This window comes from Pseudomonas sp. W4I3 (assembly GCF_030816195.1).
Classification (GTDB): domain Bacteria; phylum Pseudomonadota; class Gammaproteobacteria; order Pseudomonadales; family Pseudomonadaceae; genus Aquipseudomonas.
The window spans coordinates 3,144,633-3,157,094 of the sequence record NZ_JAUSXS010000001.1; the positions used below are offsets into that span (position 1 = coordinate 3,144,633).

The following is a 12,462-nucleotide window of genomic DNA, read 5'->3' on the forward strand; positions in this document are numbered from 1 at the left end:
TTGCTGATGGATGGCTTGGTGGATGAGATCCGTGGGGGGTTCTCGGTCATCTGATCGTTCCTGTGGGTGGGGTTGCATCACAGGAAAAACCTTTATCGCACCTTGGGTGAGGTAGCCGGTTAGTGCGCCGCCTCCTTGGCCATGACCCCGACAAACAACGGCGACTCAATGAAGCGCTGCAGCCATGTTTGCAACAGCGGGTAGGGCGCCGCAGCGAACCACTGGCGATCCACATGGGCGAACTGACGGATGAACGGTGCCACAGCCATATCCGCCAGGCTCAAGTGCTCGGCGAGCAAATACCTGTGCTTGGTCAGCAAGGTTTCCAGCTCGCGCAGGAACACCTCGCCTGCCGCGCGGTAATGGGCCGCCGGATGCTGCGGATAGCGCTCGGCGTACTTGTAATGATTGAGGTGGGCTTTGAATTCTCGATCATTGCGCTCGATCAGCTCGGCGCTCCTGGCCTGCGCCGCCGGTTGTGCGCTCAGCCGCCAGTCGTCGGGGTCGTGCCGGGCCAGCGCCCAGGCCATGATCGCCAGGCTTTCGTCGAACACCTGGCCGTCAACCCACAGCACCGGCACCGTGCCTTTGGGCGACAGCGCGAGCATCTCGGCCGGCTTGGCCTTGAGGCTGACCTCGACGATGTCTACCGGTACGCCTGCATAGCGCAACGCCAACCGCGCACGCATCGCGTAGGGGCAGCGCCGGAACGAATACAGCGGTGTCTTGCTCACTTGACCTCCAGGGTACTCAAGCCATTGCCCTGGCGTTTGACCTGAATCTGCACCGGGATGCGCTCGTGCATTTCCTGCACGTGGGAAATCACCGCCACCTTGCGGCCCTGGGCCTGCAAGCCGTCGAGGGCGTCCATGGCCAGTTGCAGTGACTCGGGGTCGAGGCTGCCGAACCCTTCGTCGATAAACAGCGACTCGATCTTCAAGGTGCTCGACGCCATTGATGCCAGGCCCAGGGCCAGCGCCAGCGAAACCAGGAACGTTTCGCCACCGGACAGCGAATGCACCGAGCGCAGTTCATCGCCCATTTCCGTGTCCATCACCAGCAACCCGAGCATGCTGCCGCCGCGTTTTAGGCGATAGCGGCGCACCAGTTGGCGCAGTTGCACGTTGGCGTGGTGCACCAGCAGGTCCAGGTTGTAGGCCTGGGCGATTTTGCGGAAGGTGTCGCCGGTGGCCGAGCCGATCAGCGCACTCAGGCGCGCCCAGCGCTGCCATTCGTCATAGGCCCTGGCGATCTGCTCGGCGAGGGCGTGGTTGGCGTCCTGGCGACGTTGGTCTTCGGCCTGGCGTGCGCGCAGTTCGGCGCAGTGTTTCTCGCTGTCCGCCAGCTGTTGATTGAGCGCGGCCAGGGCGGCGTCCAACTGTTCGGCGTCGAGGTTGCCATTGTGTAAGGCCTGGTGCCCGGCGAGGCGTTCCTCGCGCTCGCGCAACAGGACGCTGGCTTGTTCCACGGCCTTTTCGCTGTGTTGCAGCTGTTGGCGCAGTTGGTTGACCTGTGCCTCATCAAAGGCCAGCAGGTGGGTCAGGCCGTCGTCGTCCAGTTCCGGGTGCTGGGCGCGCCATTCGCCCAGGCGCACGTCGAGGCTTTGCTGTTCGGCGGCCAGTGCCTGTTGGCGCTCCTGCTGGGCTTTGAGGTCGGCGGCCAGTTGGATCAGGGCGTTGCGCAATTCTTGCAACTGCTGGTTGGCGTCGGCCTCGCTTTGGCGTGCCTGGGCCAGCGCCTGGTCCAGTTGCAGTTGCCACTGTTCGGCACTGGCGTGGTCGCCCAGCAGGTCACGGAGTGTTTGCTGGGCGGCTTGTTGCTGTTGGGTCAGATCCGTGACTTGCTGCACCGCGGCATCCAGTTGTTGCTGGCGATGCTGCTGATGGGTCTGTTCCTTCTCGATGGCCTGCTGGCGCTCGTGCTGCTCAGTCAATTCATCGCGCTGATGGCCCAATTGCTCAAGGCGCTGGCTGACCTGCTGGTCCAACTGCATGAAAGTCGCCGCCGGTTCGCTGCGTAAACCCTCCAGCGTCTCGGCCGGCAACAGGCCGGTGAAGGCGTGGAGTTCTGCGTCGAGGCGTTCGCGGTCGTTGGCCAGTTCGCGCTCTTGGTCCACCAGCAACTGACGGGCTTGCTGGCTCGCGTCCTGCGCAGCTTGCAACTGTTGCTGCAAACGCCCGGCGTTTTGCTGCAGGTTGAGCAGGGCGCCTTGGCGTTGTTCATCCTGGGTGATGCTTTGCGTGAGTTGATCGAGTTGCTGGGCCAGCCAGGCGCCGCGTTTGGCGCCCTCCTGGTTGAACAGCGCGGCGCCCAGCGGATGCGCTTGCAGGCTGGGCGTGAGGCCCTGTTGCTGCGTCGCCAGTTGCTCCTGCTGTTGCAAGAACTCTTTCTGCTGGGCGATCAACCCGCCCACTTCGCCGCGCAGTTCGGTGAGCCTTTCCTTGAGGCTGTCCACGGCTTTCTGCGCCGTGGCTTCTTCGTTCTCGTCATGCCGGCCGAGGCTCTGCAACAACGCTTCAGGCTGGTGATAGGGATGCTCATGGCTGCCGCACACCGGGCACGGCTGGTCATCCTGCAACTGCTCGCGCAATTCCTCGACACTGGCGCTTCGCGCCAAACGCTGGCGCTCCAGCAGTTGCTTGGTCACCGTCAGGGTTTGCTCGGCCACGGCCAGTTCGGCCTTGGTGTGCAGGCCGGTCTGGTTCAATTGTTCGCGTTGCTGCTGCGCGTGGGCCAGTTTCTGCGTGAGGTTGGCCGCCTGTTGATCCAGCTGCTGCTGGCTGTCCCATAGCCGCGTGAGGTCTTCGAAGGCGCGTTGCTGCTTGCGATTGTCTTGCAACAGGCTGGCGAGCAGTTGGATCTGCTCGGCGACGGCCTGCGGTTCGGCGCCGGCTTCCTGATACAGCAGGTTCAGCGCGTCACGTTGCTGGGCGAACTGTTCGGCGGAAGCAGTGGCGCGCGCCTCGAGCTGCGCCAGCTCGGCCTGGCCTTTGTTCAGACGGTTGCCGACCAGCACCAACTGTTGCAGGCGGTCGCGGTAGGCGCTCCAGGCATCGCTTAACGGGGCGAGGGCGGCGCTGCGTTCAAGCTCGGTGGCCAGGCGTTGCAGGCGCTCGGCGACTTCGGCCTGCTTGGCTTGCAAGCCAGTGAGCAAGACCTGGCCTTCGCTGCAGGCGCTGTCGTGCTGCTGCTTGTCCTCGGTGCGCTTGGCCAATTCCTTGGTCAAGTGGGCGAGGGTGGTCTGTGCTTCGAAGGCCTGGCGCAACAAGGGCGCGGCGTTCGCCTGGTCGTGCTGGGCTTGGGCGAGAGCCGACTGGGCGCTGGCCTGCTGCTGTTGCGCCTGTTCCTGGCGGCTGTGCAGCGCGGTTTGCTGGTCCAGGTGCTGTCGAATCTGCTCGGCAAGCGGGGCCAGCAATGCGTCGAGTTCCGCGCGGCGTACGAAGTGATGGCGCTGCGGGGCGAGTTGGTCCAGGCGTGTCAAATCCTGGCGTTGCTGGCCCTGGCTGTCCCAGTGTTGCCGGGCTTGCTGCAACTGCTCGGCGGCGCTTTGCTGGCGCTCCTGCCACTCGCCCAGTTCCTTGAGCCAGGTGTGTTGCAGCTCCAGCTGCTTGAGCTGGGCCTGCTGGGTCTTGAGCTGGTGTTGCGCCAGGGCCAACTGCTGGTCGAGTTCGGCGCGGGCTTCGGGCGCCAGGGGCACCACGCCGGTGGCCTGGTCCTGCAGCTGCTTATGGGCGTCTCTGGCGTCCTTGGCCTTGTCGAAGGCGCGGCGCCCAAGCTGGGTGTAGAGCGCGGTGTCGGTGAGCTTTTCCAGCAGTTCGCTGCGCTCGTTGTCGTTGGCCTTGAGAAAGGCGCTGAACTCGCTCTGCGCCAGCAGCACGGCGCGGGTGAACTGCTCGAAGTTCAGGCCCAGGGCCAGTTCCAGTTGGGTTTTGTATTCGGTTTTCTGGCTGGCCAGCAGTTGCTCGCTGTCCAGGTCGATCAGGCTTTGCCGGCTGGCCTGTAACTTGCCGCTGGCCTTGTCGCGGGCGCGGTTGGCCTCCCAGCGAGCGCGGTAACGGCGGCCGCTGACGCCGACGAAATCCACCTCGGCATAGCCGCCGCCGGTACCGCGACGCAACAGGGTACGCGGGTCGCCGATGGAAATATCGCTGTCGGCGTCCGGCATCTTCGCCTGGCCGGTATCGCCCAGGCGCGGCACCGCGCCGAACAATGCCAGGCACAAGGCATCGAGCAGGGTGCTTTTACCGGCGCCGGTGGGCCCGGTGATGGCGAACAGACCGGCGCTGGCCAGCGGCTCGGCGGTGAAGTCGATCTCGAACGGCCCGGCCAGGGAGGCGAGGTTTTTCAGGCGGATGGCGAGGATCTTCATGGCTGTTCGCCCTCCTGTTGCACTTCCTGGAGCAGCACGGCGAAGTCCTTCAAGGTCTGTTCATCCACCTCGCTGCCGTAGCTGTCCTGCCAGGCGCGGCTGAACAGCTCCTGGGGCGTGAGTTGGTCGAGTTCGATCAGGCGGTCTGCGTCGCCGTCTTCGCGCGGGCCAATGCCTGCGTATTCGGCAGCGATGCGCACCAGGCGCACGGCCTTGCCTTGCAGCGCGGTTTCGATCTGCTGGCGTAGGTCCGGTTGAGGTTCGTCAAGCAGCACGCGCACCTCCAGCCAGGGGTGGCGCTGGGTTTCAGCGAGCAGATCGACGTCCGGCAGCTCGGCCAGGGCCTTGAGGATGTCCGCCAGGGGCGCAGCGTCCAGGCGTTGCAGGTTGACCGAGCGCGGAATCAGCAGCGGTTCGACGCTGACCAGTCTTTCGCCCTGAAACGTCACGTCGAGAATCTGGTGCTTGTAGCCAATTTCGGAAAACGACAGCGGAATCGGCGAGCCGCTGTAGCGAATGCGCTCTTCGCCATTCACCTTTTGCGGCTTGTGCAAATGGCCCAGGGCAACATAGCCGACACTTCTATCGAACAGGGTGGCCGGCAGTGCCTCGGCGTTGCCGATGATCAGGCTGCGCTCGGAGTCTTCCGACACCGAACCCCCGGCCATGTGCGCATGGCTGATGGCAATCAGCGCCTGGCCTTTGTTGCGCTTGGCGTTGGCGGCGGCAATCAGCCATTCATGCACCTGGCCGATACCGCGCAGGTAGTCATCGCCCAGGTGTGCGCCGGTGACTTCCGCCGGGCGCAGGAAGGGCAGCGCCAGGCACCAGGCGGCGATCTTGCCTTTGGCGTTCGGCAATGGGATCAACAGGCGTTCGGCATCCAATTGGCCATCATCCAGCCACAGCACACGGCCCAACGCATGGGTGCGCAGACGGCGCATCAGCGGGGCGGGCAGTTCGATGCGCGAGCCGGAGTCATGATTGCCGGCAATCATCACAATCGTCAGTGCCGGGTTCTGTTCGTGGGCGCCGATGATGAAGTCATACAGCCGCTCCTGGGCCTTGAGCGGCGGGTTGACTGTATCGAATATATCGCCGGCGATCAGCAGCGCATCCGGGCGCTCGGCCTTCAACTGGCTGAGCAGCCATTCAAGGAAACAGGCATGTTCGAAGTCGCGTTCCTGGCCATGCAGGTTTTGCCCAAGGTGCCAGTCGGAGGTATGAAACAGACGCAAGGCGAACTCCGTGGAGAAGATGAAAAGGAGGGGAGTTTACCTGTTATATGAACACGCTGCTCCGGGCGGTGCAGGTCAAATGTGGGAGAGGGCAAGCCCTAATGCCAGTCAGTTAAGGCTTTTTTTGTAGGAGCGAGCTTGCTCGCGAAAAACTCACAGGCACCGCGTTCATTCAGAAAGCACGCGTTATCGTTGACGTTTTTCGCGAGCAAGCTCGCTCCTACAGACGGCGGTGTACGCTTAACTGACTGGCATTAGGGCAAGCCCCCTCCCACAGGGGTTGTGCATTATGCCTGGGGCTGCAGGCACTCCAAGGCCTGGTCCGCCAGGGTAAGGGCCATGTCGATCAGATGGGCGGTGGAACAGGCCATGTCGCGTTGGGCGCCGTTGAGGTTTTCGGCGGTTTGCGTTGCGGTGGTGGCGGCGCAGCGTAATAGCGAGGCAATGCTGGCGATGGCGTCTTCGAAGCTCAGGTCTTCGTGAGCGATAAAAACGGGAAAGGGGGGATCGGGGACGAGTTTGTTCATGCGTGAAGCTCCTGCTTGGGTTGGGAGCCACTCTTTTGCCGATCTCACACGTCAAAAGGTGGCAGCTATGTGCGGGGTGAGATACCGGAAAGCAGGATCCGGCCAGACCAAAGCCTGCCCGCACATAGCCGCCATAGACGGTCGTAGCGCATGGCGCCTGCTAATACACGGGATCTCACACCCGATCGCTGATATGCAGCGACGAAGCGAAGGCTATCCAGCGAAATGAGCAGGGGCAAGGCCGAAGGATTGTCTAGGAAACGTCCTGCAAATTAAAGGGATAGGGATTGCTGGCCTTTAACAATGCATGTCCAGCAGGCGATGCAGGTCAACTGTGGGAGGGGGCTTGCTCCCGATAGCGGTGTGTCAGTGAAAGGTGTGTTGACTGACCCACCGCCATCGGGAGCAAGCCCCCTCCTACAATTGGTTCGCGTGGTGTTCGGGGTTATTTGGGGTACAGCGGCGGCAAACTGGTGGTGTCGGTGGCCGGGTCTTGTTGGCGTTCGGCCACGGGAATCGCCTTGATCGCCCGCCACAGGTCTTCACCCAGCCAATACTGGCCGCTCTCGCTGTATAACGCGCCGTTCAACCCGTCCAACGCATCCGATAATGGCACGAACCGCGCGGCCATGTCGGCCAGGGTTTCCGGTTGCTGGCGTGCCCAGGCATCCAGGGCCTGGCGGGTGGCCTGGGGGTCGTTGGCCTGGGTGGCGCGCTTGAGGTCGTCGAGCAGGGTGCGTGGGCTCGGCCCGGTTTGCGCGGCGCGTTGCACGGCGGGTTGGCGGCGGGCGCGCCACCACAGGCCGAAGCCCAGCAAGGTGGTGCAGGCCAGCAGCAGGGTGCTGAGCTGCCAGAGCCACAGGCGCTCGTCATCCGGCGCGGTGATGACGGTCGGCGTGGCGGGGGTGTCCACCACCAGGCTCGGGTTGACGGCTACCTGCAGGGTACGCGCCGGCAGGGTGGTGCGTTCAAGGTGGTCTTCGTGGGTGTTCCACCACACCACTTCCACGGCGGGCAGTTCCAGCGCGCCGGCACGGGTGGGCACCAGGGCTTCGCGGTCTTCGCGACTGCCGATCAGGCCGCGGTCGCTGGTCTGGTTGCCCAGTACCGGCTGATCCGGATAGCGCCGCAGGCCGTTGACCTCGGTACTGGGCAGCGCCGGCAGTTGCGCACTGGACAGGCCCTCGACCTTGACCGTGAGGCTGCGCGTCAGCGAGTCACCGACCTGCACATGCTCAGGCGTGGGGTTCCAGGTTTCATCCAGGCTCAGGCTGCGCGCCGGCAGCCACGGCGTGTCGGCGGGGTAGAACTCGGGCTTGGGCTTGACGGTCAACGCCAGGGGCGCCGAGCTTGCGTGGATCAGCTTGCCCGGTTTGGTGCCCTGCAGCGTGTTCTCCTGAGGCGGTCGTGATTCCACCAGAGTGGCGCTGAAGGTCTGCGCCGCAATCGTCAACGTGCCGCTGTGCTGCGGATAGATTGCATAGCGGGTTTCGATCACGCCATGGCGGATGCTGTTGATGACTTTTTCATAGGTGCGCGACTCGCCCAGTTGCTCCACACGTGCATCCGGGAGCTGCAGTGGCGTGAGGCTGCTGTCGTCGTACAGCGACACCGAATGGTATACGCGCACGGTCAACAGGGCCTGGGCCTGCACGTAGACGCTGGTCTGGTCGAGGTTGGCTTCGACAAACACCGGCGCTAGTTCGGCGCTGGTGTTCTGGCTGGCGGTCTCCAGTATCTGCAAGGTGATCGGCTGGGTCTTGAGTTCGCCCACTTGCAGCGGCGGGATCACCACGGTGCCGTTTTCCCTGGGCAGCAGGGTGATAATCCAGCGTGTGGTGGCGTGGTTATCGCCGCCCAGGGTGGTGAGCTGGTTGATCTGGCGCGTGCCGCTGACTTCGAACTGCGCGTCCAGCGGCGACAGGTCGGGCTTGCCGAACTGGGTCACGTCGCTGGATTCCACCGTCAGTTCCACCGTTTCCCCGGAATTGAGGCGGCTGCGGTCGACGCTGGCCACCAGGTTCGCCGCCTGGGCGTGGCCTGCCGACAAGGCGAGCAAGAGCAGAAGGGTGGTGCGGCGGCTCATCGAGTCTTGTCCTGATGTTGTTGCTGTTCGTACCAGAATTTGCGTCGCAGCAGTTCGCCGGGGTTGTCCGGGATCTGCTGCAGCCATTGCTCCAGCGCCTGCCGGTGCTCGCCTTCGAGGCTGGCATCGGCCGGACGTAGCGGCGGTGTGGTGGTTTGCTCGTCGCCCAGCTCGCTGCCTGGCACTTCGTTGCTGGCGGTTGGCGGGGGGGCAGCGCTGTCGGTCGTGCCGTTTCCAGCTTCGCCCTGGCCCTGGGTGGATTGCTCGCCACCCTTGGCATTTTGCCCGTCGGCGCCCGGTTGCGCAGTTTGGCCGGGTTGAGTGGTTTCGTCATCCTGGTTTTTTTCCGGTTCGTCGGGCTCCGGTTGCGCCTGTTCCTGGAGCAGACTTTCCACCAGCGCCTTGTTTTTCAGGGCTGGCTGCAGGTCGGGTTGGGCTTCGAGGGCCTGTTCGTAGGCATCGACCGCCGCTTCCAGTGCACCGGACCTGGCCAGGGCATTCCCCCGATTGTAGTGGGCGTAGGCGTCGTCACCTTCGGCAAAGCGCTTGATGGCCTCGGCATAGTTGCCGGCCTGGTAGAGGGCCACGCCTTGCCACTGCCGGTCCTGGAAGCGTTCGGCGGCCTCGGCGGGGCGCTTTTTCTTGAGCAGGTACTGGCCTTGCTGGTCGGGGCGCAGCCACAGGTCCTGGAACTCGAAGGCGTAGCTGGGCTGCGGTGCGGCCATCAACAGCAGCGGCAGGCAAAACAGCCAGCCGCGGCGCCCGGCGCAAGCGGCCAGCAGCAGCAGTGGCAGCAGCAACCAGTAGCCCTGATCGGCCCAGGTGTCCAGGCGCAGCAGTTGGCCGTCGTCGCGCAGGGCTTGCGGCGGATCGAGTACGCCCAGTTGCCGCAGGTCTTTCTCGTCCAGGCGAGCGGCCCGGTAGCGGCCGCCCATTTCGCTGGCGAAGGCCTTCAAGGTCGGGCTGTCGAGGCGTGGGATCAGGATCGCGCCCTGTTCGTCCTTGAGAAATTCGCCGCTTTCCTGGGTCACTGGCGTGCCTTCACGGCTGCCGATGCCGAGGATCGACAAGCTCGGCGCCTGGTTACCTTGCAGCAGCAGGCGAATACCCTGGCGCTCCTGCTTGGACAGCGACGAGCCGATCAGCAGCAGGCGCCCCTGGCCGAGGCCGCCGTGCTTGAGCAGGGCCAGGGCTTTTTCCACCGCCAGGTCGGCGCGGTGGCCGGGCTCGGGCATGATCGAGGGCCGCAGCGCTTCCAGCAGGTTACGGCTGGTGGCCAGGTCATCTGACAGCGGCACCAGGGTGTGGGCGCTGCCGGCATACACGACGATGGCCGTTTGCGCATCGGTGCGCGCTTGCAGCAAGTCATACAGCTTGCGCCGCGCCTGTTCGAGGCGGTTGGGCGGGCTGTCGGTGGCGAGCATCTCCGGCGTGAGTTCCAGCAGCACCACCAGCGGGTCGGACGGCTTCTGGCTGAGTTGTTCAACCCGTTGCCAACTGGGCCCCAGCAGTGCGAGCAACGCCAGCAGCCAGGCGATGCCCAGCACCACCCAGGGGGATTTGCTTTCGCGACCGCTGCCGCCACTGAGCAACGTGGCATGGAACGCCGGCGGCAGGATGATCTGCCAGCGCCCGGCGCGTTTTTGCCGGTGCCACAGCTGCCACAACAACCAGCCGAGCAGCGGCAGCAGCAACAGCCACCAGGGGCGCAACCAATGTGGCCACAAGGCGATCATCGACGCCTCCGCAAGCGCAGGCGCTTGAGGCGCTGGCGCCATTCAGGGCTTTGCGGCAGGAACATGCCCTTGCTCGACAGTTTGTTGTATAGCCGCTGCAAGGCGTTGTTCGGCCAGCGTTCCTGCACCACCAGCAACAGGCTGAGGATCAGCGCCAGGGCCAGAGGGCCGCTGTATAAAGGGTGGGCCGGGCGGGCCTGGGTGGGCTGCTGTTCGACCGGCTCCAGCGTGTCGAGGGTTGCCTTGATCTGCTCCAGCTCCTTGCCATCGCGGGCGCGGAAATACTGGCCGCCGGTCGCTTCGGCGATCGCCCTGAGCGCCGGTTCATCGAGGTCCAGGCTCGGGTTCACGCCGAGAATGCCCAAGGAACCGGTTTGTTCGGGGTCGGCGCCGATGCCGATCGGGTAGATTTTCACGCCTTCCTCGGCGGCCAGGCGTGCGGCGGTGAGCGGGTCGATTTGCCCGGCGTTATTGGCGCCGTCGGTCACCAGGATCAGCACGCGGCTCTGCGCCGGGCGCTGGCGCAGGCGTTTCAAGGCCAGGCCGATGGCGTCGCCGATTGCGGTGTTTTTGCCGGCAATGCCGATGCGCGCTTCGTCCAGCCAGGTGCGCACGGTGCGCCGGTCGAAGGTCAGTGGTGCTTGCAGGTAGGCTTGGCTGCCGAACAGGATTAGGCCCACGCGGTCGCCTTCACGGCTTTGAAGAAAATCCCCGAGCAGGTGCTTGACCAGGGCCAGGCGACTGACGTCCTCGTCCTGCCAGTGCATGTCGGGAAAATCCATGGAGCCGGACACATCCACCGCCACCAGCAAGTCGCGGCCACTGGCGGCAATCGGCAACGGCTCACCCAGCCATTCCGGGCGTGCGGCAGCGGTCAACAGCAACAGCCACAGCACCACGAACGGTGCCTGCTGGCGCCAGCCCGGCAGGTTCACCCGGGCGCGGCGCCGGGCCAGGCTTTCGAGGTCGTTGAGGTAGCTGACCTTCAGGGCGGGTTCGCCACTGTCGGCCACTGGCAGGACGAGGCGCATCAGCCACGGCAAAGGCAACAGGGCGAAGATCCACGGCCAGGCGAACTCAAACATGTTTGCGGATCCAGGTGTCGACGGCTTGGGTCAGGCCGGCGATGGCCTTGTCGTCGAGCTTGCATTCGGGCTTGTAGGCGCCCTCGACCAGCACCATCCAGCGCGTGAGGCCGGCGGCGGGGCAGCGGTTGTCAAGAAACGCCAGCCATTTGCGGCCGTTGAGGGTGTGGCTCTGGCTGTAGGGGTAGTCGTTGCGGCACAGGCGCTTGAGCAGGCCATTGAGCTGTTGCAGCCAGGCGCCGGCGGGCGCGCCGTCATAGGGTTTGGGCATCAGCGCCAGCTCGGCCAGGGGCCGCGATGCGCAGTGGGTCCAGCGGTTGTTCGGCGCGGGCCACCGGGCGTCGCGTGGGCAGGAAACGGCGCAGCCACCACAGGCCCCAGCCAAGCAGCGGGATCACCAGCAACAGCAGCCACCAGCCCGGCGCTGGCGGCCAGAAGCCAACGGGCGGTGGGGCGATCAGTGGTTGCAGTTGGTCGAGGCTGCTCATTGTTTTTTGACCGGGCGTTGCGGGTTGAGGTATTCGCGCAGTTGCTCGACCATTTCGCTCTGGGTGCTCAGCGGCATCAACAATACGCGCAGTTTTTGCGCGAGCAGTTCCCAGCGGGCGATGCGTGCTTCGGCCTGGGCCTTGTAGGCCTGGCGCAAATCGTAATTGAGCGTGTCCAGTTCCAGCTGCGCACCGCGTTGCGCGAAACGCAGCAACCCGGCGGCGGGCAGGGCGTGGTCCAGCGGATCGGAGATGGGCAGCAGCAACAGGTCGCAATGGCGCGACAGCAGGCTCAACTGTTGCTCGGCGCCTTCAGTCAGCGCCCGTTCATCGCAGATCACAATCCCAAGGCTGCCGGGGCGCAGCACTTCACGGCCACGGCGCAGGGCCATGCCCAAGGCGTCGGCTTCCGGGAGGCTTTCGGTGTTCAGGCTCTGGTTGACCCGCACCAGGCGGTTCAGCAGTTGCAGCAGGCTTTGCTTGCTGCGCCGGGGTTTGATTTCGTAGTGCTCGCTGTCGCCGAACACCAGGCCGCCCACGCGGTCGTTATGCCCCAGCGCCGCCCAGCCGATCAGGCTGGCGGCTTGAGCGGCCAGCACCGACTTGAACATCTGCCCCGAGCCGAAAAACAGCCGACAGCTTTGCTCGACCATGATGAAAATGGGCCGCTCGCGCTCTTCGTGGAACAGCTTGGTGTGCGGCTCCTGGGTGCGCGCCGTGACGCGCCAGTCGATGGTGCGCACGTCGTCCCCGGCCTGATACACGCGCACTTGGTCGAAGTCGACACCGCGCCCGCGCAGCTTGGAATGGTGCAGGCCGATCAACGGGCTGCGCTGACCGGGCGTGGAAAACAACTGCACTTCGCGCACGCGATGGCGCATCTCGATCAGCTCGCTGAGCGTGACGTGGATACCCGCGCTCGCGTTCATCGGC

At 64.7% G+C, this 12,462-nt stretch carries 8 protein-coding genes and 1 pseudogene; all 9 read right to left on the minus strand.

Annotated features, from left to right (window positions below):
* Nucleotides 1-119: 119 nt before the first annotated feature.
* The 9 genes and pseudogenes from QF045_RS14405 to QF045_RS14445 all read right to left on the minus strand — a co-directional run bounded on the left by QF045_RS14405 (nucleotide 120) and on the right by QF045_RS14445 (nucleotide 12,458).
* Nucleotides 120-734, minus strand: a complete 615-nt coding sequence (locus tag QF045_RS14405; protein WP_306492778.1) for a glutathione S-transferase — start codon at nucleotides 732-734, stop codon at nucleotides 120-122.
* The gene (locus QF045_RS14410) at nucleotides 731-4,369 is read right to left on the minus strand and encodes an AAA family ATPase (RefSeq protein WP_306492779.1); all 3,639 of its coding nucleotides are present in this window, start codon (nucleotides 4,367-4,369) and stop codon (nucleotides 731-733) included. Before QF045_RS14410 ends, QF045_RS14405 begins: the two co-directional genes overlap by 4 nt.
* The gene (locus QF045_RS14415) at nucleotides 4,366-5,607 is read right to left on the minus strand and encodes an exonuclease SbcCD subunit D C-terminal domain-containing protein (RefSeq protein WP_306492780.1); all 1,242 of its coding nucleotides are present in this window, start codon (nucleotides 5,605-5,607) and stop codon (nucleotides 4,366-4,368) included. The genes QF045_RS14410 and QF045_RS14415 overlap by 4 nt, the downstream gene beginning before the upstream one ends.
* Nucleotides 5,608-5,894: 287 nt before the next feature.
* Nucleotides 5,895-6,134: a DUF6124 family protein gene (locus QF045_RS14420; RefSeq protein WP_306492781.1), complete on the minus strand. Its 240-nt coding sequence runs from the start codon at nucleotides 6,132-6,134 to the stop codon at nucleotides 5,895-5,897.
* A 445-nt stretch (nucleotides 6,135-6,579) separates the two neighbouring features.
* The gene (locus tag QF045_RS14425) at nucleotides 6,580-8,220 is read right to left on the minus strand and encodes a BatD family protein (RefSeq protein WP_306492782.1); all 1,641 of its coding nucleotides are present in this window, start codon (nucleotides 8,218-8,220) and stop codon (nucleotides 6,580-6,582) included.
* Complete coding sequence (locus QF045_RS14430) at nucleotides 8,217-9,956, minus strand: VWA domain-containing protein (RefSeq protein WP_306492783.1); 1,740 nt, start codon at nucleotides 9,954-9,956, stop codon at nucleotides 8,217-8,219. Before QF045_RS14430 ends, QF045_RS14425 begins: the two co-directional genes overlap by 4 nt.
* A complete protein-coding gene (locus tag QF045_RS14435) occupies nucleotides 9,953-11,041 on the minus strand; it encodes a VWA domain-containing protein (RefSeq protein WP_306492784.1) in 1,089 nt (362 codons plus the stop codon). Before QF045_RS14435 ends, QF045_RS14430 begins: the two co-directional genes overlap by 4 nt.
* A pseudogene (locus QF045_RS14440) lies at nucleotides 11,034-11,529 on the minus strand (DUF4381 domain-containing protein). Before QF045_RS14440 ends, QF045_RS14435 begins: the two are co-directional and overlap by 8 nt.
* On the minus strand, nucleotides 11,526-12,458 hold the full coding sequence (locus QF045_RS14445; RefSeq protein WP_306492785.1) for a DUF58 domain-containing protein: 933 nt from the start codon (nucleotides 12,456-12,458) through the stop codon (nucleotides 11,526-11,528). The pseudogene QF045_RS14440 and the gene QF045_RS14445 overlap by 4 nt, the downstream one beginning before the upstream one ends.
* Between the last annotated feature and the right edge of the window lie 4 nt (nucleotides 12,459-12,462).

What these genes read in the sequence shown, in the direction of transcription:
- QF045_RS14410 (WP_306492779.1), bottom strand. Translation starts at nt 4,369, where the DNA reads ATGAAGATCCTCGCCATCCGCCTGAAAAACCTCGCCTCCCTGGCCGGG.
- QF045_RS14420 (WP_306492781.1), bottom strand. Translation starts at nt 6,134, where the DNA reads ATGAACAAACTCGTCCCCGATCCCCCCTTTCCCGTTTTTATCGCTCAC.
- QF045_RS14425 (WP_306492782.1), bottom strand. Translation starts at nt 8,220, where the DNA reads ATGAGCCGCCGCACCACCCTTCTGCTCTTGCTCGCCTTGTCGGCAGGC.
- QF045_RS14430 (WP_306492783.1), bottom strand. Translation starts at nt 9,956, where the DNA reads ATGATCGCCTTGTGGCCACATTGGTTGCGCCCCTGGTGGCTGTTGCTG.
- QF045_RS14435 (WP_306492784.1), bottom strand. Translation starts at nt 11,041, where the DNA reads ATGTTTGAGTTCGCCTGGCCGTGGATCTTCGCCCTGTTGCCTTTGCCG.
- QF045_RS14445 (WP_306492785.1), bottom strand. Translation starts at nt 12,458, where the DNA reads ATGAACGCGAGCGCGGGTATCCACGTCACGCTCAGCGAGCTGATCGAG.